The organism is Rahnella sp. PCH160, from assembly GCF_047784855.1.
In the GTDB taxonomy this organism is placed as follows: domain Bacteria; phylum Pseudomonadota; class Gammaproteobacteria; order Enterobacterales; family Enterobacteriaceae; genus Rahnella.
Genome location: NZ_JBLOGT010000001.1, coordinates 4666202 through 4690711 on the forward strand (window position 1 = coordinate 4666202; position 24510 = coordinate 4690711).

A 24510-nucleotide genomic window follows, 5' to 3' on the forward strand; every position below is an offset into this window, starting at 1 on the left:
ACTGACGGTCAGGGCAAATCAGGCTGCCAGTCATTGTTAAACCATAAATGCAACGTGGCATACGTGCGCCACGGTTTCCAAACCTCGGCATAACGGGCGATTTTCCCCGGCGTCATTCCGGGAAATCGCTGCTTAATCAGATAATCCCCGCCCAGAAAAACATCCGGCGCAGACCAGGCGCGCATCGCGACATAACTCGCCGTCCAGCTGCCAATCCCCGGCATCGCGAGCAATTGTTTTACGCCGTCCTGCACATTTTTCATGTCATCGAGCGGCAAACGCCCCGCTTCCACCGCCTGCGCAATGCCAATCAGGCATGCGGCGCGCTTCGCCTGAACGCCAATTCCGCGTAAATCCTCCACGGTCAGTTGCGCCACACGCGCCGGGGAGGGGAAAAGGTGCGTCAGCGCCGGAAAGGGCGTGGTGACCGGCTCACCCCACTTTTCGGTCAGACGGGTGGCTAACGTCGCCGCCATTTTCACGCTGACCAGTTGTCCGAGGATCGCCCTGACCGTCAGTTCAAACCGGTTAACGCAGCCCGGCAAACGCAGGCCTGGCGAGTTTTCGGCAAGCCGCCCTAAACCTTGCGCAATTGCGTCCGGTTGCGCGTCGAGATCCAGCAACCGACGCACCTGCTGCGCGACATTTTCGGAAACTGGCTCCAGCGAAGGCGAAACCTCCAGCTCGACAACGTTTTGCTCCGGTAACGGACGCAGCCGCAACCAGCCGGTCAGCCGCTTTCCGTTGTGCATGACGGCCAGCGTGCGCTGGTAAAACTCACCGTCCTGCTGCTCGACGCCCTGCAAGGCGCGTGCGCCAAGAAAAGCGGTCATCCACTGCCAGTCGTACGGCGGCTGATAAGCCAGATGCGTTTTTGTCACAAGGCGATCCTCATAAAAAAGCCTCCGGAAAGGAGGCTTTGAAATCAAAAGTATGAAGGAGATTACTTTCGGCGCCAGGTGGTTCCGTTAGCCCCATCTTCCAGAACAATACCCATTTCATTCAGACGGTCACGCGCCTTATCTGCCATGCCCCAGTCTTTGCTGGCACGGGCGTCGTTACGTTGTTTGATCAGCGCTTCGATTTCAGCCACTTCGTCGTCGTTATCCGCCTGCGCACCGGATTTCAGGAACTGCTCAGGATCTTGCTCCAGAAGCCCCAGAACGCCCGCCAGCTGGCGCAGCTCAGCGGCCAGACCGTTTGCCGCAGACAGGTCTTCGGCTTTCAGACGGTTGATGTCACGCGCCATATCAAACAGCACGGAATACGCTTCCGGCGTGTTGAAATCGTCGTCCATCGCCGCGCGGAAACGGGCCACGAACGCGTCACCACCGGCTGGCGTTGCGCTGGCATCTGTGCCGCGCAGTGCGGTGTACAGACGTTCCATCGAGGTACGTGCCAGTTTCAGGTTTTCTTCGCTGTAGTTCAGCTGGCTGCGATAGTGGCCGGACATCAGGAAGTAACGCACGCTTTCGGCGTCGTAATATTTCAGCACGTCGCGCACGGTGAAGAAGTTATCCAGCGATTTGGACATTTTCTCACGGTCAATCATGACCATGCCGGAGTGCATCCAGGTATTCACATACGGGCCGTCATGCGCGCAGCTTGATTGCGCGATTTCGTTTTCGTGGTGCGGGAACATCAGGTCAGAACCGCCGCCGTGAATATCAAAATGATGTCCAAGCTCTTTGCAATTCATTGCCGAACATTCAATATGCCAGCCTGGGCGACCGGCACCCCACAAGGCTTCCCAAGCAGGCTCATTTTCTTTCGACTTTTTCCATAGAACGAAATCCATCGGGTTTCGTTTGACGTTGGCCTCTACTTCCACGCGTGCACCGGCCTGAAGCTGATCCAAATCCTGACGGGACAGCAAACCGTACTCCGGGTCACTTTCCACTGAGAACATTACGTCACCATTACTAGCAACGTAGGCGTGACCACGATCTAATAATTTCTGAACGATGTCGATAATCTCAAGAATGTGTTTCGTCGCACGCGGCTCCGCATCCGGTTTTTTAATATTCAGTGAAGCGAAATCTTTATGCATTTCTGCGATCATCCGCTCAGTCAATGCATCGTAGTCCTCGCCATTTTCAGCGGCACGTTTAATGATTTTGTCGTCAATGTCGGTGATGTTACGCACATATTTCAGGTCATAACCGAGATAACGCAGGTAACGCGATACCACGTCGAAAGACACAAAGGTGCGCCCGTGGCCAATGTGACACAAGTCGTAAACAGTGATCCCACACACGTACATCCCGACTTTACCGGCATGAATTGGCTTGAATTCCTCTTTTTGGCGACTCAGGGTATTAAAAATCTTCAGCATCAGGCTATTCCGTGTGTTGGGCTTAGAAAATGACGTTGGCGCCTTTCGGCGTCACTAAGGCTCATAATATAACGAAAATAGCTTTACCGAAACGGCATAAGGCCGCCGGACGGGCTTTAGTCATCACAAAGCCAGTGCTGACGGCAACTTTTGAGTTATGGTATAAGAAAAGGCTATAGTAGCCGCTCTGACAAAGAGCACACATTAACATTAGCAGGATGATAAATATGGTCACTTTCCACACCAACCACGGCGACATCGTCATTAAAACCTTCGCTGACAAAGCGCCAGCCACGGTTGAAAACTTCCTGAACTATTGCCGTAAAGGCTTCTACGACAACACAATTTTCCACCGTGTGATTAACGGTTTCATGATCCAGGGCGGCGGTTTTGAGCCAGGTATGAACCAGAAAAACACCGACGCGCAGATTCAAAACGAAGCGGATAACGGCCTGAAAAACACCAAAGGCACGCTGGCAATGGCACGTACCAATGACCCGCATTCTGCGACTGCACAGTTCTTCATCAACGTCACTGACAACGATTTCCTGAACCACAGCGGCAAAAATGCGCAGGGTTGGGGTTACTGCGTATTTGCAGAAGTGGTTGAAGGTCAGGACGTGGTTGACGCAATCAAAGCCGTGAAAACCGGCCGCAGCGGTATGCACCAGGACGTTCCAAAAGAAGATGTTGTGATCAAAAGCGTCACTATCAGCGAATAATAAGCGTCGGGATGACCACGTTTTTTATCGCAGATATCCATCTTTGCGCACAGGAACCGGCAATCACTGCCGGTTTTCTGCGTTTTCTTCGCGAAGATGCGCCGCAGGCTGATGCGCTGTACATTCTCGGGGATTTATTCGAAGCCTGGATTGGTGACGATGACCCGGAACCGTTACACGCAGAAATCGCTGCGGCGTTAAACTACCTCCGCCAGCAAGGCGTTCCTTGCTTTTTCATCCACGGTAACCGCGATTTTCTGCTCGGCAGACGTTTTGCGCGTGAAAGCCTGATGACGCTGCTGCCAGAGAAAAAAGTTCTCGAGCTTTATGGCCGCCGCGTGCTGATCCTGCACGGTGACACGCTGTGCACCGATGACATTGCCTACCAGAATTTCCGTAAAAAAGTTCACAACCCGCTGATCCAGAAATTATTCCTGATGCTGCCCCTGAAATGGCGGCTGGCGATTGCCGCGAAAATGCGCGCCAACAGCAAAGCGTCTAATCAGGGTAAATCACTGCAAATTATGGATGTGAATCCGCAGGCGGTGATCAGTGAAATGCAGGCGGCTGGCGTCGAATGGATGATCCACGGACACACTCACCGCCCGGCGGTTCATGATGTGCGTTTGGAAAATAAAACCGGCCACCGCGTGGTATTAGGCGCATGGCACGAAGAAGGCTCAATGGTGAAAGTCACCGCCGATAACGTGGAACTGATCAGCTTCCCGTTTTAAGTCATCCGATCACTATCCTAAATAATTTGAAGCAGCTCAAAGTATGACGGGTACGCCGGAGTGGAAGCGGAATTGCTCATCCGGCGACAGTATAAGTTCCGCTTCAATTCGGCCAAACTCCTCCACGCGCTCACTGATATCCGTTCCCGCATACTGTTCCGCCAGCGCCAGATAATCGGCAAAATGCCGCGATTCTGAGCGCAGCAGCGACGTATAAAAACGCGACAGCGTTTCATCCAGATACGGCGCTATCTTGGCGAAACGCTCGCAGGAACGGGCTTCGATATACGCCCCGATAATCAGCCGGTCCACCAGAATATTCAGATCATCATGATGGCGGGTGTGCTTAATCATGCCGCTGGCGTAGCGCGACGGCGAGAGCTGGGTGTAAGCGATATTGCGCTTTTGCATGATTTCCACCACCTGCTCAAAGTGGTGAAGTTCCTCGCGGGCCAGACGCGCCGCACAAAACAACAGTTCGGTGCGATCCAGATATTTCGTCATCAGGCTCATGGCCGTGGCCGCCGCTTTTTTTTCACAGTTGGCGTGGTCAATCAGCAATACCGTCTGATTTTCCAGCGCAACATCCACCCAGAGAGCCGGTGTTTCACAGTGAAGAAAATCGTAAATCGGTGCCAGTAAAGCCTGCGTCATAGTTCAGTTTCCCGTAGGGATAGCGGAGAGTTTCGTGGCGGAGATTATACAAATGTGCCGCGCACTTCTCATCAAAAATGCACCGTATTCCGGCTACGCAACCGTTTTCCTTGCTTCATGAGCGTGATATCATTTGCGCCCTCGCACGCTTTACATCCGAATCACAGGAGCTATACAGACATGTCATCCAACGTTACCCCGGCAAAAATCGCCATCGTTATGGGGTCTAAAAGTGACTGGGCGACCATGCAGTTCGCCGCCGAAGTGCTCACAACGCTGAATATTCCTTTCCATGTCGATATCGTCTCCGCTCACCGCACGCCGGACAAATTATTCACCTTTGCTGAACAGGCGTCCGCCAACGGTTTTGATGTGATCATCGCAGGCGCTGGCGGCGCGGCGCATTTGCCGGGCATGCTGGCGGCGAAAACGCTGGTGCCGGTGCTCGGTGTACCGGTACAAAGTGCTGCGCTGAGCGGCATCGACAGCCTGTATTCTATCGTCCAGATGCCACGCGGTATTCCGGTCGGAACGCTGGCGATTGGTAAAGCCGGAGCCGCCAACGCCGCCCTGCTCGCCGCGCAAATTCTCGCACTCCATGATACCGAAATTGCTAAAAGCCTGGCCGCGTGGCGTGTCGCACAAACCGACGAAGTGCTGAATAATCCGGATCCGAGGGAAGAAGCATGAAACCGGTTTGCGTACTCGGAAACGGTCAGTTAGGCAGAATGCTGCGTCAGGCCGGCGAACCGCTGGGGATCGCCGTTTATCCGGTGGGGCTCGATGCTGAGCCGGAAGCCGTGCCTTTTCAGCAGAGCGTGATTACGGCTGAAATTGAACGCTGGCCGGAAACCGCCTTAACCCGCGAACTGGCCACGCACAATGCGTTCGTTAACCGCGATATTTTCCCGCGTCTGGCCGACCGCCTGACGCAAAAACAACTGCTCGATCAGCTTGGTCTGGCGACCGCGCCGTGGCAGTTGCTGGCCGATGCAGCGGAATGGCCTCAGGTTTTCGCCACGCTCGGTGAACTGGCGATTGTGAAACGCCGCGTCGGCGGTTACGACGGCCGCGGGCAATGGCGGCTGCGTTCCGGCGAGGAAACCACGCTGCCGCAGGATTGCTACGGTGAATGCATCGTTGAGCAAGGCATCAATTTTTCCGGTGAAGTTTCACTGGTTGGCGCGCGCGGTCACGACGGTAAAACCGTCTTTTATCCGCTGACGCACAACCTGCATCAGGACGGCATTTTGCGCACCAGTGTTGCGCTGCCGGAGCCGGACGCCGCGCTGCAACAGCAGGCGGAAAGCATGCTGTCGGCGATTCTGAATGAACTGAATTATGTCGGCGTGATGGCGATGGAATGTTTCGTGGTCGCCGAAGGGTTGCTGATTAACGAACTGGCGCCGCGCGTTCACAACAGCGGGCACTGGACGCAAAACGGGGCGTCCTACAGCCAGTTCGAAATGCACCTGCGCGCTATCCTCGGGCTGCCGCTGCCGAAACCGGTAGTCAGTACGCCGTCGGTGATGGTCAATCTGATTGGCACGGATGTGTCAGAACACTGGCTGAACCTGCCACTGGTCAATCTGCACTGGTACGAGAAAGACGTGCGTCCGGGTCGTAAAGTCGGACACCTGAATCTCAACGACGCCAGCGCCAGCCTGCTGAAAGAAAACCTGAACGCACTGGTGCCGATGCTGCCGGAAGAATACGCCAGCGGAATCGCCTGGGCGGTTGAGAAGCTTTAAATCGATTTGCTCCTCCCCTGCGAAGGGGAGGAGCAAAAACTACGCGTCGTATTGCCGGAACAACGCCCTGCCACGCAGCAACCTCACGCCAAGCCAGCCACCGCAGACCGACAGCAGCAACGCACTGACCACCGGCACGGCAACCCACATCCGGTAATCCGGTTCCCACGGGAAATCGAACACCTTGCGCTGCAACAGCCATAACGCCGCTTCGGCCCCAATCGACGCCGCAACGCCCGCCACCAGCCCGAGAACTGCAAACTCACACCAGAGCGTTCGGTGCAGCATCTTTTTACTCGCGCCCAACGTGCGGTAAACGATCAGCTCCTGACGACGCTGGCGCATTCCGACCTGAATCTGTGCCAGCAACAGCAAGCCGCCGCACAGCATCACCAGAATCACCATCACTTCTAGCGCCCGGCTGACCTGCTGTAAGACCTGCCCGACCTGATGCAGAATCGAACCGACATCCAGCAAACTGAGCGTCGGGAACTGACGGTTTAGCTGCGTAATGGTGCTGTCATCGCCGTGATAACGGAAACTGGTCAGCCAGCTTTGCGGCTGGGCATCCAGCGCGCCCGTCGGGAAGATAAAGTAGAAATTCGGCTTCAGGCTGTCCCAGTCCACTTTTCGCAGGCTGGTAATTTTAGCAGTGAAATCCTGCGTATCCCCGGTGAACGTCACGGAATCGCCGATTTTTAGCCCGAGACGTCCGGCCAGCCCTTCGTCGATGGACACTTCTCCCGCTTTCGGCGTGCCATTGCCCGCTGTCAGCGGATTATGATCTGGCAATCCGTCCATCCAGGTCAGATTGAGTTCACGGTTTACCGCTTCGCCGCCCGCATCGTCCGGCTTGATTTTGTCCGTCGCTATCTCACCGTTAATCTTCGTCAGGCGCGCCCGGATAATCGGATAGAACGTTTCCGGCTGCGCGTTATGCTGATGCAGAAAATCCGTCACTAACGGAACCTGCTCTTTGGTGATGTTTAGCAGGAAGAAGTTCGGACTGTCCGGCGGAAGCTGCTGCTCCCAGCGGTTCAGCAGATCCCCGCGCATCACCAGCAACAGCGCCAGCAGCATAAACGACATGGAAAACGCCGCCAGCTGGCTGAGTGTCACCCACGGCTGGCGTAGCAAGCGGTTGACCGCCAGACGCAGCGGAAGCTGGCGGAAAGTCAGGCGGCGCAGTAAAAACAAAGCGCCCCAGCCAATCACGCCGAGCAGCAGCGATAACACCAGTACGCCGCCCAGCAGCGACCACAGCAATGCGCTTGCGCCCATCAGCGCGGCCAGTAACCCGACGACGACCAGCAACATCACCGGCAGGAAATAGCACAGCGGCCAGACGTTCGCCACTACGTCATTTCGCAGCACGCGCAGCGGCTGAGTCGCCAGCAACTGGCGGTATGGACGGATGCCTATCAGCAGTGAAATCACCACCATCGCGCCCATCGACCAGACCCACGGCCAGCCACCGGCAGGCGGTAATTGCGCGGGAAGCACCGGCGCGAGCACTTTCATCAGAACGGCTTCGAATGCCAGTCCGACAATGCTGCCGCCAATCCCCGCCAGCGCCAGAACCGCCAGCCACTGACCGATGATCAGTTTACGCAGCGCCTTTTTCCCGGCACCCAATGTTTTCAGCACCGCCACCAGATCGTACCGGCTGCGGCAATAATGCCCCATCGAAACGGCAATCGCGGCAATCGACAGCATCAGCGTCAGCAGCGCCGACAGTGTCAGGAATTGCTGAGAACGCTGTAATGATTTGCCCAGCGCACCTTCTGAATCTTCCATACCGGTCCAGCGCTGATCGGGTTTCAGCAGCCCTTTGATGGCGTCGCCGTAAGTTTGAATGGCCTGCGGGGAACCGGCAAACATATAGCGGTACGTCAGGCGGCTGCCCGGCTGCACCGCCCCGGTTTTCGGCACGTCATCCATATTCATGATCACGCGTGGTGCAGTCTGGAAAGGGTTAAATCCTGCATCCGGCTCCTGCACAATCACACCGGCAATTTTCAGCGTACTGTCACCGACATCCAGAGAATCGCCGACTTTCACGTTCAGCAGCGCCAGCAAACGGGGCGCGACCAGAACGGTGCCCGGCTGCGGTTTGAGCCCGGCCGGCTCCGTCTGTAACGCGCCGTATAACGGATACGCCAGATCTGTGGCTTTCACCGACGCCAGCTGCGGCGTATTTCCGGCAAAGGTCATGGTCATGAAAGTGAGCTGACGGCTGACTTTCAGCCCCTGCGTTTCGGCGTCCTGCAACCAGGCTTCGGTAATCGGATGAGAAGAACGCAGTACACGGTCGCCCGCAATAAACTCGCGACTTTGCTGGCTCAGCCCTTTATCCATACGGTCGCTGATACTGCCCAGCGCCAGTACGCAGGCCACCGCCAGCGTGAGCGCCAGCCATACAATCAGCAGCGAGGGCGATCGCCATTCCCGCCAGAACCAGCGCCAGATCATGCTTCCTCCCACAATTTCCCGTCTCGCAGACGCAGACGCCGCTGACAACGCGCCGCCAGTTGCTCGTCATGCGTGACCAGAATCAGCGTGGTTGCGGCATCGCGGTTCAGTGAGAAAAGCAGATCAACGATGCGTTCCCCCGTGGCGCGATCCAGATTACCGGTTGGCTCATCGGCAAAAAGCAGTTTAGGTTTGCCGATAAACGCACGCGCCAGCGCCACACGTTGCTGTTCGCCGCCGGAAAGCTGCGCAGGAAGATGATGTAAACGCCCGCCCAGCCCGAGGCTTTCCAGCAGTTGCACCGCCTGCTGACGGCTGTTGCTGTCACTTTCACCGCGCAGCAATGCCGGAAGCTGCACGTTTTCCAGGGCGTTCAGCGTCGGCACCAGCATGAAGGACTGAAATACAAAACCGACATTTTTTGCCCGCAGCGCGGCGCGCCCTTCTTCATTGAGAGCACTCAGGGATTTGCCGAGCAACTTCACGTCACCCGCCGTGCCGTCATCGAGCCCGGCCAGTATTCCCAGCAGTGTCGATTTACCGGAACCGGATTCGCCAATCAGGGCAATTGTCTGGGCAGGTTTGACAACCAGCTCGACACCGGACAGGATGGTGAGCTGTCCTTCACCCTGACCGACGTGCTTACTAAGATGATGAACTTCAAGAACGTTTTCCGCTGGCATCTCCCCTTCCTTATGTTGTTGGGATTGCTGAGTTTTCGCGCCGTAGCTGCTGATAACTTACTGATTATTGGCGACAGTTTAAGTGCTGTCTATCGCCTTCCGGTAGCCGAATCCTGGCCGTCGCTGCTCAATAACAAATGGCAGAAAGAAGAGGGCAAACCCACGATTATTAACGCCAGTATCAGCGGTGATACCGCCGAACAAGGGTTGGCCCGTTTGCAGACGTTGCTGCAACAACATCATCCGCGCTGGGTGCTGATCGAACTGGGCGCAAACGACGGACTGCGCGGGTTTCCGCCGCAAACCATTTCACAAACGCTGACACAGATTATCAGTCAGGTAAAACAAGCCAATGCCGAACCGCTGCTGATGCAAATCCGTCTGCCGCCAAACTATGGCCGCCGCTACGGTGATGCGTTTTACGCCATTTATCCGGCGCTGGCGAAGCAGGAAAACATCCCGCTGGTGCCGTTCTTTATGGAACAGGTCGCCGCAAAACCTGAGTGGATGCAGGACGACGGTTTGCATCCGGCACTGGCGGCACAATCGTTTATCGCCGACTGGATGGCCGAAAAACTCGCGCCGCTGGTCACACAGTAGGTTTACAATAAATAATACCGTGACGTGATTAAAACCAAGACGTTACCTTTTTCACCCGACTCCCTAGTAAATCACAGCCATAAAAAATAGGGACACCTCACAGGTAAAGTTATGCAAAAAGCAGTATTAATTACCGGTTGTTCCAGCGGGATCGGGCTGGTCGCCGCACAAGATTTGCGTACCCGTGGTTACCGCGTACTGGCCGCCTGTCGCAAAAGTGCCGATATTGACACGCTCCGCCAGCTCGGTTTTGAAACCATTGCGCTCGATCTGGATGACAAACAAAGCGTAGAACTCGCCGCCGCGCAGGTGATCGCGCTGACCGGCAACCGTCTTTTTGGCCTGTTCAACAATGCCGGTTACGGCGTTTACGGCCCGCTGAACACCATCAGTCGTGAGCAATTTGAACAACAATTTTCCACCAACTTGTTCGGCACGCATCAGCTGACGCAGCTTTTGCTGCCCGCGATGTTGCCGCACGGCGAAGGCCGCATTATCCAGACCAGCTCGGTGATGGGGCTGGTGACGACGCCAGGGCGCGGAACCTATGCTGCGAGTAAATTCGCGCTCGAAGCCTGGTCAGATACGTTGCGCATGGAACTGCATGGCACGGGCATTCAGGTGAGCCTGATCGAACCCGGCCCGCTGAGCAGCAACTTTACGATCAACGTAAACCAGTCACAGGCCGACCAGCCGGTCGAAAATCCGGGGATCGCGAGACGTTTTACGCTGCCGCCGGAAGCCGTTTTGCCGAAATTACACCATGCTTTAGAAAACCCGAAAGCGCGCCTGCGGTATCCGGTGACGCTGGTCGCTCATGCGCTCGCCGTACTCAAACGCCTTTTGCCGTCGCGTTTGCTGGACACAATATTGCGCGGAAACAGCTAAGTAAAAGCTGCCTGGGGTTGAAGCCGTAAAAGCTGCCCCCATTTAATATTTAATGCTTTAAATGACTTTGAGCCTTAGCGCGAGAGAGACAGAATTCATGCTTGCACAACCTACTATCATCGATATCAACGAAACCAATCTGCATCAGACGCTGGAACAATCCATGTCGGTGCCGGTGGTGTTTTATTTCTGGTCTGAACGCAGTCAACATTGCCTGCAGCTGGGGCCAATTCTTGACAAACTGGCGGCGGAATATGCCGGTCAGCTGGTTCTGGCGAAAGTGGATTGCGATGCAGAGCAGATGATTGCCCAGCAGTTTGGCCTGCGTTCAATTCCAGCGGTTTACCTGTTCAAAGACGGTCAGCCAGTTGATGGTTTCCAGGGGCCGCAGCCGGAAGAAGTGATCCGCGAATTGCTGCAAAAAGTTCTGCCGAAAGAAGAAGAGCTGAAACTCGCTCAGGCGCAGGAACTGTTGCAGGCTGGCAACGCGACGGAAGCTCTACCGCTGCTGAAAGACGCGTGGCAGCTGAGCAATTACCGCAGTGATATCGGTTTGTTGCTGGCAGAAACCCAAATCCATCTCAACCGCTCCGACGACGCGGAAGCCGTGCTGGCAACCATTCCGTTGCAGGATAAAGATTCCCGTTATCAGGGGCTGATTGCCCAGATTGAACTGCTGAAACAGGCGGCTGACACCCCTGAAATTCAGTTGCTGCAACAGGAATTACAGCAGGATCCTGAGAACGCGGAACTGGTGGTCAAACTCAGTCTGCAACTGCATCAGGTCGGGCGTAACGAAGAAGCGCTGGAGCTGCTGATGGCTCCGCTGAAAAAAGATCTGGGTGCGGCAAACGGAACTGCACGCAAAACGCTGATGGATATCATGGCGGCACTCGGCACCGGCGATGCGCTGGCGGCTAAATATCGTCGCCAGTTATATTCTCTGCTGTACTGATTCACTCAAAAAATTAGTTACGCACGTCGGGCACATTCCCCTCCTGACGTGCGCTTTTTTTCGCTTTTTCCCCTGCCTTTTATCCCCTGAACTATCCTTTATTAATACGACGCGTTAGTTATTTGTGCGACAATTGCGCACGCGCCTGACTTTCGGTGAGTGCGCCAGGGACATGTTTTTACTCGAATATTCCGCCGGAATATTCAGGACACAGTTTTACAGGAGTTTCATACTATGTTTGACCTCATTCCCATTCCTATCCTTATTCTGATCGTACTTGCGCTGCTGGTGGTGTACGCCGGGATCAAAATCGTGCCGCAGGGCTACCAGTGGACCGTCGAGCGCTTTGGCCGTTATACCAAAACCCTGATGCCGGGGTTGAATCTCGTCGTGCCGTTTGTTGACCGCGTTGGCCGCAAAATCAATATGATGGAACAGGTTCTGGATATTCCTTCTCAGGAAGTGATTTCCCGCGATAACGCCAACGTCGCCATCGACGCCGTTTGTTTTATTCAGGTTATTGACCCGGCGCGCGCCGCCTATGAAGTCAGCAATCTGGAACAGGCGATCGTCAACCTGACCATGACTAACTTCCGTACCGTGCTGGGCTCGATGGAACTCGACGAAATGTTGTCACAACGTGACAACATCAACGCACGTTTGCTGCATATCGTCGACGAAGCCACCAATCCGTGGGGCGTAAAAATCACGCGTATTGAAATCCGTGATGTGCGTCCACCGGCCGAACTGATCTCCGCGATGAACGCGCAGATGAAAGCTGAACGTACAAAACGCGCCGACATTCTGGAAGCCGAGGGGGTTCGTCAGTCTGCCATCCTGCGTGCAGAAGGTGAAAAACAGTCGCAAATTCTCAAAGCCGAAGGTGAGCGTCAGTCGGCATTCTTACAGGCTGAAGCGCGTGAGCGTGCGGCCGAAGCAGAAGCGCAGGCCACCAAAATGGTGTCTGAAGCGATTGCCGCCGGTGATGTCCGGGCCATTAACTACTTCGTGGCACAAAAATATACCGATGCACTGACCAAAATCGGTTCGGCGAACAACAGCAAAATCATCATGATGCCGCTGGATGCAACCAGCCTGATGGGTTCCATTGGCGGGATTGCTGAGCTGCTGAAAGAAACCAAAGGCGGCAAATAATGCTGCATAACTTCATGGCAAGTCCGCATCTGTTCTGGCTGTCTCTGGGCGGCCTGTTGCTGGCGGCTGAGCTGGTGGGAGCAAGTGGTTACTTACTGTGGAGTGGCGTAGCGGCGGCACTGGTCGGGCTGGTGACGTGGGTTTTGCCGCTGCCGTGGGAATGGCAGGGCGTGGCGTTTGCCCTTCTGACCATTATCGCCGCCTGGCTGTGGTGGAAATGGCTGAATCAGCGCACGGACAAAACCAGTGGTAATTCGGCTCTGAACCAGCGCGGACAGCAGTTAGTGGGTACTTACGCCACCGTGCTGGAACCGCTGAAAAATCAGTACACGCGGGTGCAAATCGGCGACAGCAGCTGGCGGGCGTCATGCGCTTCGCCGCTGGAAGTCGGTGATAAAGTGGTGATTACCGGTGTTGAGGGCGCGACGCTGCGCGTGGAACGCCCTGCGCAGTAACGCCTGACGTTAATGTTTGTGGCAGCAGCCAGAAAGATTATCGATTATCGGGCAATCTGCGCCGTCATCGCCGGGGCAGGATTCCGCCAGCGTCAGCAGGCGCTGGCGCATCAGCTGAAGTTCTTCAATGTGCCGCTCAATTTCGGCGGCCTTTTCTAAAGTCCGCGCTTTCACATCTGCGCTGTGGCGGTCCGGATTATGGAACAACGCCACTAATTCCTGGCATTCCTCCAGCGTAAAACCGACCTGCCGCGCCTGGCGAAGTAATGTCAGCTCTTCGATATGTTTTTGCGCATAACGGCGGTATCCGTTCTCGCTGCGCGCCGGGGCCGTCACCAGACCTTTCTCTTCGTAAAAACGAATTGCCTTGCTGGTCAGTCCGGTTTTTTTCGCCACATCACTGATATTCATTTCGCCTCCGCGTCGCCCTGTTTTGCACTTTATCTGACCAGTATACGCGTTTCCGACTTAGCGAAAATCCTCAGCTGTAATGCACGGTCTGTTTTTTGGTGCGCATCAGCAACCACATGGGCAGCGGTAACGTCACGATAAGCAGGATCCACAGGAGGGAATAAACCGACGTTACGCCGTCGTTTTGCAGGTTGATAAACATTTTGACCGGGATCCCCTGCGGGAAATAACAGAACACCATGACAATGCCGAATTCACCAATCGCCCGTACCCAGGCAATGGCGATCCCGGCGGAAATTCCGCGCGAGGCCAGCGGCAACGTGAGCCGGAGAAGCACCTGAAAAGGCCGTGCGCCCAGCGTCTGCGCGGCCTCTTCGACATCGCGCGGCACCGCTTCCAGTGCGCCACGCGCCGAGAGGATGAAATAAGGCAACGCACCATAAATCTGTGCCAGCACAAACGCGGGCGCATTGTTATTGAGCGTCATACCGATGGCAGAAAGTGTTTCACCAACCGAACCGTAAGGCCCGTAAACCGACACCAGCAAAATCCCCATCGCCAGCGGAGGCGTCAGCAGCGGGATCAGCACCAGCACTTCCACCAAAGTGCGCCAGCGCGAGGTCGTTTTTGCCAGCCAGAATGCGACCGGCAGCCCGAGCAGAATAATCAGGCCGACCGATAGCAGACTCAGCCCCAGCGAAACCACGACCGCATGGCTGTCGCCGTAAGCCAGATGAAAATCTGACCACGGCGTCAGGAAAAGCAGCGTGACAAAAGGGACCATCAGCAGTGCCAGCGCGGGAACCGCCATTCCTGACGCACGCAACTTAAAGGTTTCCGCCTTTAGGTTTGTCGTAGCCGTTTTGTTCAAACAGCTTCTGACCTTTGGCGCTTTGCAGGTAAGTGATAAATTCTTTCGCCAGTTTCGGATGCGGCGCATTGTTGAGCACCACCGCGTAGAAGACCAGCGGCTGCGTGCTCAGCGTTTTCTCTTTGCCGGTGGAATCTTTCACGTTGAAAGTCACCTTGCTGTACCAGTCTTTCGACATCTGCGGATTGCTCAGGTTAATTTCATCCGGCAGTTTGATGTACGGCAGATGCGCGGAAATCGTGGCACTTTCGTAGCCCGACGCGGCGTCAACCTGGCCGGCTTCCAGACGGGTCAGAAGACCGCCCTCGCCTGAAATCTGCTTAGGATTCTGCACATCCCCCAGCACGGCTTTTTCCAGCCCCGGCTGTTTGTAGTAATTCTCGGCCAGCATAAGGGTGAAAATAATGTTCTGGCCCTGAGGATCGCTGACCGGATCGGTGCGGCCGAACTGTAATCCCGGGGTTTGCAGCACTTTCCACCACGGCTCAGCGCCCGCTTTGGCGTCTTTGATCGCAGCAAATTTTTCGGCGTATTTTCCTTTCGGATTATAAGCAATGACCATGCTGGTGCTGGCCACCGGGATCGCCTGCCCGGCCATGCCCGCTTTTTGCAGGATTTCAACCGGCCCCGGCGTGATGGACACAAAAACGTCCGCCACCACTTTTTTCGACGCCAGCAGGTTTGCCATGCCGTACGCGCCCTGCCCCTGCCCCTGATAATTCACCTTGTTCTGTTTCGCAAAATCAGGTCCCAGATATTTATCCATCACCACGCCCATCGAACCGGCGTAGGTGACGCGAAAATCTTCCGCAGCCTGTGAAGCCTGCGCCGCCATTAATCCCGCCATCAGCAGAAGTGTTGTCTGCATCTTTCCCATCGAAAATCCCCTTGGCACTTATCGTTATATAATTTGGAAGATAACGATAAGCCAATCTGCAAGGAAATTTCTAAATAAAGTGTAAATGAGAGAAAAATGAAAAATGTTCTGTTCAGGGAAAGCCGTTACTTGACCTTACCCTTGCTGGAAGGTTTATCCTCTGTCCTGAGTGAAAGTTAACCCAAGGAAAACCACTATGACCACCACCGTATTATCTCTGCAAGGCCTGTCCTGCGGGCATTGTGTGGCTTCAACGCGTAAAGCGCTCGAAGCGGTTGACGGTACCACCGCCGTTGAAGTTTCTCTGGATAAAGCCATTGTGAAAGGCGACGCCAGCAGCCAGAGCCTGATCGACGCCGTCGTAAATGCCGGATATGAAGCACAACTGCTGGAAGACGCGTCCCCAAAATCTGAGCCGCTGACCGATAAGGCGAGTGTTTTGCCGGAACCCCTGTCAGCGGCCGCGTCACCTGTTCCGGCTGAAAACCACGTGCTTCAAACCTCAGCCTCTGACGACAGCGTGCAGCTGTTGCTCAGCGGCATGAGCTGCGCCAGCTGTGTCAGTAAAGTCCAGCGGGCGCTGGAAGGCGTGAACGGCGTCGAACGCGCGCGGGTCAATCTGGCGGAACGCAGTGCGCTGGTCAGCGGTGATGCTGACCAGAATGCCCTGATTGCGGCGGTTGAACGCGCGGGTTACGGCGCTGAAATCATTATTGATGAAACCAGACGCCGCGAGCGCCAGCAGCAAACGGCGCGCAGCAGCATGATCCGTTTCAGCTGGCAGGCGGCAGTCGGGCTGGCGGCGGGTATCCCGCTGATGCTGTGGGGATTGCTGGGCGGCGAAATGATGGTCACCGCCAGCAATCAGACCGGCTGGCTGATTGTCGGCCTGCTGACGCTGCTGATCATGATTGTCGCAGGCGGCCACTTTTACCGCAGCGCATGGAAAAGCCTGATGCACGGCAGCGCTAACATGGACACGCTGGTGTCACTCGGCACGGGTGCGGCGTGGATTTTCTCCATTTCCGTCAGCCTGTGGCCGGATGCTTTTCCGATGCAGGCGCGACATCTTTATTACGAAGCCAGCGTGATGATCATCGGCCTGATTAATCTGGGCCACGCGCTGGAACAACGCGGGCGTCAGCGCTCGTCGCAGGCGCTCGAACGTTTGCTGGATCTCACGCCGCCTACGGCGCGGGTTGTGACCCCGGAGGGCGAAAAAACGCTACCGCTGGCGGATGTACAGCAGGGCATGTTGCTGCGTCTGACCACCGGCGATCGCGTGCCGGTTGACGGCGAAATACAAAGCGGCGAAGCGTGGATGGATGAAGCGATGCTGACCGGCGAACCCATCCCGCAACAAAAATCCCAGGGCGAAAAAGTGCATGCCGGAACGCTGGTTAAAGACGGCAGCGTGCTGTTCCGCGCGGAGGCCATTGGCAGCCAGACCACACTTTCGCGCATCATCAAACTGGTGCGGGAAGCACAAAGCAGCAAACCGGAAATCGGCAAACTGGCGGACAAAATCTCGTCCGTTTTCGTGCCCGCCGTGGTGCTGATTGCCCTGTTCAGCGGTGCAATCTGGTATTTCTTTGGCCCGCAACCCCAACTGATGTACACGCTGGTGATCGTCACCACGGTGCTGATCATCGCCTGCCCTTGCGCACTGGGGCTCGCGACGCCGATGTCGATTACTGCCGGTGTCGGGCGCGCCGCTGAGTTTGGTGTGCTGGTGCGTGATGCCGATGCCCTGCAAAAAGCCAGCACGCTTTCCACGCTGGTTTTCGATAAAACCGGGACGCTGACCGAAGGCCAGCCGAAAGTGACTGATATTCACACTTTCGGCGGCATCAGTGAACCGCAGGCTCTGCGATTTGCCGCCGCGCTTGAGAAAGGTTCGCACCATCCGCTTGCACAGGCAATTGTGGAAAAAGCCGAAGGTCTGGCTGTCCCTGACGTGCAGAATTTCCGTACGCTGGGCGGGCTGGGTCTGCGTGGTGAAGCAGAAGGCAAAACGCTGTTGCTGGGCAATCAGGCGCTGATGCAGGAAAACGGCGTCGATACACAGCAGGCCGACGCGCTGCTGGAAGCAATGTCCGGACAAGGCGCAACGCCGGTACTTCTGGCGGCAGACGGTGAAATTGCCGCGCTGTTCGCGCTGCGGGATCCGCTGCGCAGTGACAGCGTCGCCGCGCTGCAACGGCTGCATCAGCTGGGTTATCATCTGGTGATGCTGACCGGTGATAATCCGCGAACGGCGCAGGCCATTGCCGCGCAGGCAGGCATCGATACGGTGATTGCCGGTGTGCGTCCGGAAGGCAAAGCCGAGGCCATTAAAGCGTTGCAGGCCAAAGGCCAGCAGGTTGCGATGATTGGCGATGGCATTAACGATGCGCCCGCACTGGCGCAGGCCGATGTCGGGATTGCAATGGGCGGCGGCAGCGATGTGGCGATTGAAACGGCGGCTATCACCCTGATACGCCCGAGCCTGCACGGCGTTGCGGATGCACTGGCGATGTCACAGGCCACATTGCGCAATATGAAGCAGAACCTGTTAGGCGCGTTTGTATATAACGTGATCGGTATTCCGGTTGCGGCAGGCGTGTTGTACCCGCTGACCGGCACGTTGCTCAGCCCGGTCGTCGCAGGGGCAGCCATGGCGTTGTCTTCCATTACCGTTGTCACTAACGCAAACCGCCTCTTACGCTTTACGCCGAAAAAACAAGACGTTTCCTCTGTTCGCTAAAACGCTGACGCGTTAGCATGGTCTCTCATTTTTCGGGAGACCATGCGATATGGCGCAGTTTTTCAACCAGGCTTTCAGCTGGCTACGCAGGCTGTTTCCTGTCGAGTATTCGTATCCTGCCATGGATATCCGGCTTCCCGGCAACCGCTCGCTGCATCTGGTCGGCAGCATTCATATGGGCACGCAGGATATGCAACCGCTGCCCGCGCTGCTGTTACGCCGTCTGCAAAAAGCCGATGCCCTGATTGTCGAAGCCGACATCAGCGGAACCGAATCCCCTTTCAGCATGTCCGGCGAATTTCCGCCCCTGGCCGAACGCCTGACCGAATCCGAATATCTGCACGTTGAGCGTTTATGCGAAGAGCTCGGCGTTTCCATGTGGACACTTAACCCGCTTCCGGCCTGGCAGGTTGCGCTGATGTTGCAGGCGACACAGGCACAGCGTCTGGGATTGCGCGGGGATTACGGCATCGACTATCAGTTGCTGCAATCAGCTAAACAGCAGAACACGCCGGTGATTGAGCTGGAAGGCCCGCAGGAACAGTTTGAGCTGTTACAGCAACTTCCCGACGGCGGCCGCACGCTGCTGGAAGATACGCTGACGCACTGGCACACCAACGCCCGCCTGCTGCAAACCATGATCAGCTGGTGGCTTGATGCCAAACCGGGGCTGGCGATTGAACAACTGCCGAATACGTTCAGCAACGACCTCTACGATGTCCTGATGAATCAGCGTAATCTGCGCTGGAAAAAACAGCTTTCCGAACTTCCGCCGGGAAATTACGTGGTCGCCGTGGGCGCGCTGCATTTGTATGGTGAAGGGAATCTGCCGGAATTGCTGAAAGGATAAAAAAATGGCCGGTTTTTAAGGCCGGCCAGTCAAAGAGGAATTTCATTTTTTTGTTATAGCTTCAGTGCCGGCCTTTTCAGGCACAGTACCGGCGCGCACAGGGTAGCAACCTGTGGCGGGTCTTGGCAATAACCATTCATTGCTCTACTATTTCCCCTCCGCGTAATAAAGATACTTTGTTGTTAAATTTCATCAGATTGAGCGGGTGACGATTTTTCGAACAAAAAAGCAAAAATGAGGAGACAGGTATGACCCCTGCCGTATTGCTCCTGGAAAAAAATAAAGTCAGTTTTACCCTTCATCCGTATGAACACAGCAGTGACGAAACCCACTTTGGCGACGAGGCGGTGAAAAAGCTCGGGCTGGATGCGCGTCAGGTCTACAAAACATTGCTGGTTTCACTGAATGGCGATCCCAAAAATCTCGCCGTTGCCGTCACGCCGGTGGCCTCGATGCTGGATCTGAAGAAAGTCGCCAAAGCCCTCGGTGCCAAAAAAGCCGATATGGCCGATCCCACCATCGCGCAGCGCGTGACCGGTTATCTAGTGGGCGGCATCAGCCCGCTGGGGCAGAAAAAGCTGCTGCCGACGGTCATCGACAGCCCGGCACAGACTTTCTCCACCATTTATGTTTCAGGGGGTAAACGCGGGCTTGATCTTGAACTGGCGGCAGGCGATCTTTGCCGCTTACTGAAAGGCCAGTTTGCTGAGATCGCAAAAGCTGGCTGACCGGATTCACGCATTTCCTCTATGCACAAATAAGACAGGTTCATCTGCTATGACCGACAATACGGCCACGCCAGATAGCCCGCAGAAAGACGCCGTCAAAAAGACTGCGTTTTCAATTCTGGCGGCGATCAGCGTTTCTCATCTGCTCAATGACATGATTCAGTCGCTGATTCTGGCGATCTACCCGTTGCTGCAAAACGAATTCTCACTCAGTTTTACCCAGATTGGCCTGATCACGCTGACGTATCAGATTACCGCGTCGCTGCTGCAACCGCTGATTGGCTGGTACACCGATAAACATCCGCAGCCGTATTCATTGCCCGTCGGCATGGGCTTTACGCTGTCCGGCCTGCTGTTACTGGCCGTGGCGCAAAGTTTTCCGGTTGTGCTGCTGGCGGCTGCTTTGGTGGGAACGGGTTCATCCGTGTTCCATCCTGAATCGTCACGCGTGGCGCGCATGGCTTCCGGCGGGCGTCACGGGCTGGCGCAATCGCTGTTCCAGGTCGGCGGGAATTTCGGGGCATCACTTGGCCCGCTGCTGGCGGCGTTAATCATCGCGCCCTACGGCAAAGGCAACGTCGCGTGGTTCTCGCTGGCGGCGCTGCTTGGCATTGTCGTTCTGCTGCAAATCAGCAAGTGGTATCGCCAGCAAAATCAGATCGCGAAAAAGCGCGGGCCGGTGAAAAATACCGTGACCGTATTGCCGCGTAAAACCGTGGCGATGTCGCTGGGGATTTTGCTGGTGCTGGTCTTCTCGAAGTATTTTTACCTGACCAGCCTGAGCAGTTACTACACCTTCTATCTGATTCATAAATTTGGTGTTTCGGTGCAGAACGCGCAAATCCATCTGTTCGTTTTCCTGTTCGCCGTGGCGGCCGGGACCATTATAGGCGGTCCGGTTGGGGATAAGATTGGGCGCAAATACGTCATATGGGCGTCAATTCTCGGCGTCGCGCCATTTACCCTGCTTTTGCCGCACGCCAATCTGATGTGGACGAGCGTTCTCAGCGTCATTATCGGCGTGATTCTGGCCTCAGCATTTTCGGCAATTCTGGTGTTTGCCCAGGAACTGATGCCGGGGAAAGTCGGTATGGTTTCGGGGCTGTTTTTCGGCCTGGCCTTCGGTATGGGCGGCCTCGGCGCTGCGGTGCTGGGCTATGTGGCGGACAGAACCAGCATCGAACTGGTCTATCAGATTTGTGCCTTCCTGCCCTTGCTGGGGATACTGACCGCATTCCTGCCAAATATTGAACGTAAACAAGCCTGAAGCATTCCCTTCCGCTGCCGATAATCATTTATCGGCAGCAAAAAAAGCCGTTGCCTCTTGAGATCCGCCCGCGAAAACCCATTTAAATCGTCCGTTCGAATTTTTTTTTCGGTCTGTCGGGCATTTAGCGCAAAAAAGGCCAAAAAACACCAACGCGTAAACGATTTTTGCCCTAAACTCAGAAACAATCTGCAACACATTTGTGCCATGCATAACCAGAAGGAGTCTGAATGCATCATTCTACGCCTCTCATCACTACCATCGTCGGCGGTCTGGTACTCGCTTTCCTGTTAGGAATGCTTGCCAACCGCCTGCGAATATCCCCTCTGGTTGGCTATCTCGCCGCTGGCGTGCTGGCCGGGCCTTTTACACCGGGCTTCGTTGCCGATACGTCTCTTGCACCGGAACTGGCCGAAATCGGTGTCATATTGCTGATGTTTGGTGTCGGTTTGCATTTTTCTTTGAAAGATTTACTCGCCGTAAAGTCGATAGCCATTCCCGGCGCTGTAGCGCAAATCGCGGTAGCGACGCTGCTTGGGATGGGGTTATCACGTCTGATGGGCTGGGATTTGGCAACCGGACTGGTGTTCGGGTTATGTCTTTCCACCGCCAGTACCGTGGTTTTGCTGCGGGCGCTAGAAGAACGGCAACTGATTGAAAGCCAGCGCGGACAAATCGCTATAGGCTGGCTGATTGTTGAAGATCTGGTCATGGTGCTGACGCTGGTTCTGTTACCGGCCTTCAGCGGTATGCTGGAAAGCCATCATTCAAGCCCGGTGGAACTGCTGACCGGGCTGGCCGTAACGATCGGTAAAGTGATTGCATTCATGGTGCTGATGATGGTTGTCGGCCGCCGCGTGGTGCCCTGGATCCTGGCGAAAACCGCCAGCACCGGTTCACGCGAACTGTTTACGTTGTCGGTTCTGGCACTGGCGCTGGGTATCGCCTACGGCGCGGTCGAATTCTTCGATGTGTCGTTTGCACTGGGCGCTTTCTTCGCCGGGATGGTGCTGAATGAATCCGAACTCAGCCAGCGCGCCGCGCACGATACCTTACCGCTGCGTGATGCCTTCGCGGTGCTGTTCTTTGTGTCGGTCGGGATGTTGTTTGACCCGATGATTCTGGTGCGCGAACCGCTGACGGTGCTCGCCACGCTGGCGATTATCGTGTTCGGTAAGTCGATTGCGGCCTTCTTCCTGGTGAAGATGTTCGGTCATTCGCGGCGAACGGCGCTGACGATTTCGGTCAGTCTGGCGCAGATTGGTGAATTCGCGTTTATTCTCGCCGGTCTGGGCATTTCGCTGGGATTGCTGTCTGAGCATGGCCGCAATCTGGTGCTAGCGGGCGCCATCTTGTCGATTATGTTTAACCCGCTGCTGTTCAGTTTGCTGGAAAAGTATCTGGAAAAGACTGAAACCATCGAAGATCAGAGCGTTGAAGAAGCGGTGGAAGATGAAAAACAGATCCCGTTTGATCTGTGCAATCACGCCCTGCTGGTCGGCTATGGTCGCGTGGGAAGTTTGCTCGGCGAGAAACTTCAGGCCGCCGGGATCCCGCTGGTGGTCATCGAAAATTCCCGGCCCCGCGTTGAAGCCTTGCGCGAACAGGGCATCAGTACCGTGCTGGGGAATGCCGCTAACCAGGAAATTATGGATCTGGCGCGCCTCGACTGCGCACGCTGGCTGCTGGTGACCATTCCTAACGGTTATGAAGCCGGTGAAATCGTCGCGTCGGCGCGCGCTAAACGCCCTAACATCGAAATTATCGCCCGCGCGCATTACGACGATGAAGTCACGTACATAATGGAACGTGGCGCCGACCGCGTGGTGATGGGCGAACGTGAAATCGCCAACAGCATGGTGGATATGCTGCAAATCGATATCATGACTGAAGAAGAAAAACGTCCATTCTGCCCGATCTGATCGGGCCATGAAATACGGGCTCAGCACGCTGGCTGAGCCCCTTTACCGTCGGCGCATTTTCCTTTAACTCCCGCCCTATAAAATTATTCGAATTCAAATCAATTCTCTGTATTCTGTGGTTATGCCAAACAATGATCGGTAGGCGCAATGTTGTTATCCCATCTGGAAACGTTAAACATTTTAAGTACACCGGTCTGGATCGTTTCGGCGCACAGCCAGCACATTCTTTTTGCCAATACGGCGGCAAGAAAGCTGGCAGGCAACGGCCTTTTGGGGCCTCTGCGCAACGGCCAGTTCTCTGTAAATTCCCAGCAATCCCTTGAAGCCTATCTGCCCAATCTGAAGAAAGGCGATCAGATTATTGAAATCTGGACCATACATAATGAAGGCCGCGCGTTTCCCCTGAGCTGCCGTCTTTCTCTCGCCAAATTTGGGATCCAGGAACCCGCCATCGTGTTCGAAGGTTCACACGCCTCTTCTGCCAGCGTGCCGGTTGCCAATCCTTTTGCTGATGAAACAAAGTCTTATCGCCGCGACGAAAGCGGTTTCTATGAACGTTTCTTCCAGACCAACAGCGCCCCAATGTTGCTTATCGCCCCTGAAGATAACGGTCAGATTGTCGATGCCAATCAGGCCGCCACGCAGTTTTATGGCTATTCACGCAATGAAATGTGCCTGAAACACACCTGGGAAATTAATGCGATGGGTCAGGATGTGTTGCCGGTTATGCATGAAATTGCCCGGCTTCCCGGCGGCCACAAGCCGCTGACGTTTGTGCATAAACTGTCGGACGGAAATCTGCGCCATGTGCAGACATACGCCGGGCCGGTGGTGGTTGACGGCGTGCGGCTAATGCTGTGCATCATTCACGACATCACAGAACAAAAGCGTCTTGAGCAGGAGCTGGAACGCGCGGCTTTGCTGGATCCGCTGACCGGCATCGGAAACCGCCGTCAGTTTATGCAACTGGTGGAAAACGCCCGCACACAGAACCCGCAGAGGACGCACAATTTCAGCCTGATGCTGGTGGACGCAGACCATTTCAAAAGCATTAACGACCGTTACGGACATAACAAAGGGGACGATACGCTGGTGATGCTGGCCAGAACGCTGGAAGCGGGGATCCGTGAGACGGATACGGTTTTCCGCTGGGGAGGCGAGGAGTTTTTGATTTTGCTTCCGCTCACCGGTCTGGAAGGTGCGATGCACCTCGCCGAATCTTTGCGAAAAATAGTCGAGGAGCAGGTTGCTCCGGGGATCCCGTCGCTCACGGTCAGCGTTGGTGTAGCGCAGTATGAAACCGGAGAGGATTTTACCCGTCTGTTTAAACGCGTGGACGACGCGCTTTACCAGGCCAAAACCTCCGGCAGAAATCAGGTTCAGGCGGCGTCGGCGAGAGGTCCGGTAACGGGGGAGTTCCCCCCGTTACACTGA

The 24510-nt window shown here is 55.6% G+C and carries 23 protein-coding genes; 15 read left to right on the forward strand and 8 right to left on the reverse strand.

The window, feature by feature from the left end; translation table 11 throughout:
- Positions 1-8 precede the first annotated feature (8 nt).
- Both alkA and cysS read right to left on the reverse strand, forming a co-directional pair.
- A complete protein-coding gene (alkA, locus tag ACM5QY_RS21850) occupies positions 9-881 on the reverse strand; it encodes a DNA-3-methyladenine glycosylase 2 (protein WP_416122654.1) in 873 nt (290 codons plus the stop codon).
- A gap of 62 nt (positions 882-943) precedes the next feature.
- On the reverse strand, positions 944-2335 hold the full coding sequence (gene cysS, locus ACM5QY_RS21855) for a cysteine--tRNA ligase (protein WP_416122655.1): 1392 nt from the start codon (positions 2333-2335) through the stop codon (positions 944-946).
- 227 nt (positions 2336-2562) lie between these two features.
- Here cysS and ppiB point away from each other — a divergent pair, with 227 nt between their 5' ends.
- Entirely contained in the window at positions 2563-3057 is a 495-nt protein-coding gene (gene ppiB / locus ACM5QY_RS21860; protein WP_104923006.1) for a peptidylprolyl isomerase B, read from the forward strand.
- Positions 3058-3068: 11 nt separating this feature from the next.
- Positions 3069-3791, forward strand: a complete 723-nt coding sequence (gene lpxH / locus ACM5QY_RS21865) for a UDP-2,3-diacylglucosamine diphosphatase (RefSeq protein WP_416122656.1) — start codon at positions 3069-3071, stop codon at positions 3789-3791.
- Positions 3792-3827: 36 nt separating this feature from the next.
- On the opposite strand, the gene ACM5QY_RS21870 is transcribed toward lpxH, so the two are convergent.
- A complete protein-coding gene (locus ACM5QY_RS21870; RefSeq protein ID WP_104923008.1) occupies positions 3828-4445 on the reverse strand; it encodes a MiaE family protein in 618 nt (205 codons plus the stop codon).
- Between the two features lie 180 nt (positions 4446-4625).
- Between ACM5QY_RS21870 and purE the strand changes: the two genes are divergently transcribed.
- Both purE and purK read left to right on the forward strand, forming a co-directional pair.
- Positions 4626-5135 (forward strand): 5-(carboxyamino)imidazole ribonucleotide mutase, encoded by a 510-nt coding sequence (gene purE / locus ACM5QY_RS21875; RefSeq protein ID WP_416122657.1) that lies wholly within the window; start codon positions 4626-4628, stop codon positions 5133-5135.
- Positions 5132-6196: a 5-(carboxyamino)imidazole ribonucleotide synthase gene (gene purK / locus ACM5QY_RS21880; RefSeq protein ID WP_416122658.1), complete on the forward strand. Its 1065-nt coding sequence runs from the start codon at positions 5132-5134 to the stop codon at positions 6194-6196. Before purE ends, purK begins: the two co-directional genes overlap by 4 nt.
- A 39-nt stretch (positions 6197-6235) precedes the next feature.
- On the opposite strand, the gene ybbP is transcribed toward purK, so the two are convergent.
- Both ybbP and ybbA read right to left on the reverse strand, forming a co-directional pair.
- The gene (ybbP, locus tag ACM5QY_RS21885) at positions 6236-8668 is read right to left on the reverse strand and encodes a putative ABC transporter permease subunit YbbP (RefSeq protein ID WP_416122659.1); all 2433 of its coding nucleotides are present in this window, start codon (positions 8666-8668) and stop codon (positions 6236-6238) included.
- The gene (gene ybbA, locus ACM5QY_RS21890; protein WP_416122660.1) at positions 8665-9351 is read right to left on the reverse strand and encodes a putative ABC transporter ATP-binding protein YbbA; all 687 of its coding nucleotides are present in this window, start codon (positions 9349-9351) and stop codon (positions 8665-8667) included. Before ybbA ends, ybbP begins: the two co-directional genes overlap by 4 nt.
- Here ybbA and tesA point away from each other — a divergent pair.
- From tesA to ACM5QY_RS21915, 5 genes are all read left to right on the forward strand, one after another.
- Entirely contained in the window at positions 9322-9951 is a 630-nt protein-coding gene (tesA, locus tag ACM5QY_RS21895; RefSeq protein ID WP_416122957.1) for a multifunctional acyl-CoA thioesterase I/protease I/lysophospholipase L1, read from the forward strand. The genes ybbA and tesA overlap by 30 nt on opposite strands.
- 111 nt (positions 9952-10062) lie before the next feature.
- Positions 10063-10839 (forward strand): SDR family oxidoreductase, encoded by a 777-nt coding sequence (locus tag ACM5QY_RS21900; RefSeq protein ID WP_416122661.1) that lies wholly within the window; start codon positions 10063-10065, stop codon positions 10837-10839.
- Between the two features lie 97 nt (positions 10840-10936).
- Positions 10937-11794 carry a co-chaperone YbbN gene (locus ACM5QY_RS21905; protein ID WP_416122662.1) on the forward strand — a complete coding sequence of 286 codons (858 nt, stop codon included), beginning with the start codon at positions 10937-10939 and terminating at the stop codon, positions 11792-11794.
- A 234-nt stretch (positions 11795-12028) separates the two neighbouring features.
- Positions 12029-12949: an SPFH domain-containing protein gene (locus ACM5QY_RS21910; RefSeq protein WP_104923016.1), complete on the forward strand. Its 921-nt coding sequence runs from the start codon at positions 12029-12031 to the stop codon at positions 12947-12949.
- The gene (locus ACM5QY_RS21915) at positions 12949-13404 is read left to right on the forward strand and encodes an NfeD family protein (RefSeq protein ID WP_416122663.1); all 456 of its coding nucleotides are present in this window, start codon (positions 12949-12951) and stop codon (positions 13402-13404) included. The genes ACM5QY_RS21910 and ACM5QY_RS21915 overlap by 1 nt, the downstream gene beginning before the upstream one ends.
- Positions 13405-13413: 9 nt before the next feature.
- On the opposite strand, the gene cueR is transcribed toward ACM5QY_RS21915, so the two are convergent.
- From cueR to ACM5QY_RS21930, 3 genes are all read right to left on the reverse strand, one after another.
- Positions 13414-13815 carry a Cu(I)-responsive transcriptional regulator gene (gene cueR, locus ACM5QY_RS21920; protein WP_152327913.1) on the reverse strand — a complete coding sequence of 134 codons (402 nt, stop codon included), beginning with the start codon at positions 13813-13815 and terminating at the stop codon, positions 13414-13416.
- A gap of 70 nt (positions 13816-13885) precedes the next feature.
- Entirely contained in the window at positions 13886-14626 is a 741-nt protein-coding gene (locus ACM5QY_RS21925; protein WP_416122958.1) for a molybdate ABC transporter permease subunit, read from the reverse strand.
- Between the two features lie 16 nt (positions 14627-14642).
- Entirely contained in the window at positions 14643-15563 is a 921-nt protein-coding gene (locus ACM5QY_RS21930) for an extracellular solute-binding protein (protein WP_416122664.1), read from the reverse strand.
- Between the two features lie 196 nt (positions 15564-15759).
- Here ACM5QY_RS21930 and copA point away from each other — a divergent pair, with 196 nt between their 5' ends.
- The 6 genes from copA to ACM5QY_RS21960 all read left to right on the forward strand — a co-directional run bounded on the left by copA (position 15760) and on the right by ACM5QY_RS21960 (position 24510).
- The gene (gene copA / locus ACM5QY_RS21935) at positions 15760-18309 is read left to right on the forward strand and encodes a copper-exporting P-type ATPase CopA (RefSeq protein ID WP_416122665.1); all 2550 of its coding nucleotides are present in this window, start codon (positions 15760-15762) and stop codon (positions 18307-18309) included.
- Between the two features lie 49 nt (positions 18310-18358).
- Positions 18359-19159 (forward strand): TraB/GumN family protein, encoded by an 801-nt coding sequence (locus ACM5QY_RS21940; RefSeq protein ID WP_416122666.1) that lies wholly within the window; start codon positions 18359-18361, stop codon positions 19157-19159.
- Between the two features lie 248 nt (positions 19160-19407).
- Positions 19408-19887 carry a Cys-tRNA(Pro)/Cys-tRNA(Cys) deacylase YbaK gene (gene ybaK / locus ACM5QY_RS21945; protein ID WP_416122667.1) on the forward strand — a complete coding sequence of 160 codons (480 nt, stop codon included), beginning with the start codon at positions 19408-19410 and terminating at the stop codon, positions 19885-19887.
- Positions 19888-19936: 49 nt separating this feature from the next.
- On the forward strand, positions 19937-21154 hold the full coding sequence (locus ACM5QY_RS21950; protein ID WP_416122668.1) for an MFS transporter: 1218 nt from the start codon (positions 19937-19939) through the stop codon (positions 21152-21154).
- Positions 21155-21384: 230 nt separating this feature from the next.
- A complete protein-coding gene (gene ybaL, locus ACM5QY_RS21955) occupies positions 21385-23076 on the forward strand; it encodes a YbaL family putative K(+) efflux transporter (protein WP_416122669.1) in 1692 nt (563 codons plus the stop codon).
- Between the two features lie 147 nt (positions 23077-23223).
- A complete protein-coding gene (locus ACM5QY_RS21960; RefSeq protein ID WP_416122670.1) occupies positions 23224-24510 on the forward strand; it encodes a GGDEF domain-containing protein in 1287 nt (428 codons plus the stop codon).

Excerpts from the sequence above, each read along its gene's own strand:
- cysS (WP_416122655.1), bottom strand. The coding sequence starts at position 2,335 with ATGCTGAAGATTTTTAATACCCTGAGTCGCCAAAAAGAGGAATTCAAG.
- ppiB (WP_104923006.1), top strand. The coding sequence starts at position 2,563 with ATGGTCACTTTCCACACCAACCACGGCGACATCGTCATTAAAACCTTC.
- lpxH (WP_416122656.1), top strand. The coding sequence starts at position 3,069 with ATGACCACGTTTTTTATCGCAGATATCCATCTTTGCGCACAGGAACCG.
- ACM5QY_RS21870 (WP_104923008.1), bottom strand. The coding sequence starts at position 4,445 with ATGACGCAGGCTTTACTGGCACCGATTTACGATTTTCTTCACTGTGAA.
- purE (WP_416122657.1), top strand. The coding sequence starts at position 4,626 with ATGTCATCCAACGTTACCCCGGCAAAAATCGCCATCGTTATGGGGTCT.
- purK (WP_416122658.1), top strand. The coding sequence starts at position 5,132 with ATGAAACCGGTTTGCGTACTCGGAAACGGTCAGTTAGGCAGAATGCTG.
- ybbP (WP_416122659.1), bottom strand. The coding sequence starts at position 8,668 with ATGATCTGGCGCTGGTTCTGGCGGGAATGGCGATCGCCCTCGCTGCTG.
- tesA (WP_416122957.1), top strand. The coding sequence starts at position 9,322 with ATGAACTTCAAGAACGTTTTCCGCTGGCATCTCCCCTTCCTTATGTTG.
- ybbA (WP_416122660.1), bottom strand. The coding sequence starts at position 9,351 with ATGCCAGCGGAAAACGTTCTTGAAGTTCATCATCTTAGTAAGCACGTC.
- ACM5QY_RS21900 (WP_416122661.1), top strand. The coding sequence starts at position 10,063 with ATGCAAAAAGCAGTATTAATTACCGGTTGTTCCAGCGGGATCGGGCTG.
- ACM5QY_RS21905 (WP_416122662.1), top strand. The coding sequence starts at position 10,937 with ATGCTTGCACAACCTACTATCATCGATATCAACGAAACCAATCTGCAT.
- ACM5QY_RS21910 (WP_104923016.1), top strand. The coding sequence starts at position 12,029 with ATGTTTGACCTCATTCCCATTCCTATCCTTATTCTGATCGTACTTGCG.
- ACM5QY_RS21915 (WP_416122663.1), top strand. The coding sequence starts at position 12,949 with ATGCTGCATAACTTCATGGCAAGTCCGCATCTGTTCTGGCTGTCTCTG.
- cueR (WP_152327913.1), bottom strand. The coding sequence starts at position 13,815 with ATGAATATCAGTGATGTGGCGAAAAAAACCGGACTGACCAGCAAGGCA.
- ACM5QY_RS21925 (WP_416122958.1), bottom strand. The coding sequence starts at position 14,626 with ATGGCGGTTCCCGCGCTGGCACTGCTGATGGTCCCTTTTGTCACGCTG.
- ACM5QY_RS21930 (WP_416122664.1), bottom strand. The coding sequence starts at position 15,563 with ATGGGAAAGATGCAGACAACACTTCTGCTGATGGCGGGATTAATGGCG.
- copA (WP_416122665.1), top strand. The coding sequence starts at position 15,760 with ATGACCACCACCGTATTATCTCTGCAAGGCCTGTCCTGCGGGCATTGT.
- ACM5QY_RS21940 (WP_416122666.1), top strand. The coding sequence starts at position 18,359 with ATGGCGCAGTTTTTCAACCAGGCTTTCAGCTGGCTACGCAGGCTGTTT.
- ybaK (WP_416122667.1), top strand. The coding sequence starts at position 19,408 with ATGACCCCTGCCGTATTGCTCCTGGAAAAAAATAAAGTCAGTTTTACC.
- ACM5QY_RS21950 (WP_416122668.1), top strand. The coding sequence starts at position 19,937 with ATGACCGACAATACGGCCACGCCAGATAGCCCGCAGAAAGACGCCGTC.
- ybaL (WP_416122669.1), top strand. The coding sequence starts at position 21,385 with ATGCATCATTCTACGCCTCTCATCACTACCATCGTCGGCGGTCTGGTA.
- ACM5QY_RS21960 (WP_416122670.1), top strand. The coding sequence starts at position 23,224 with ATGTTGTTATCCCATCTGGAAACGTTAAACATTTTAAGTACACCGGTC.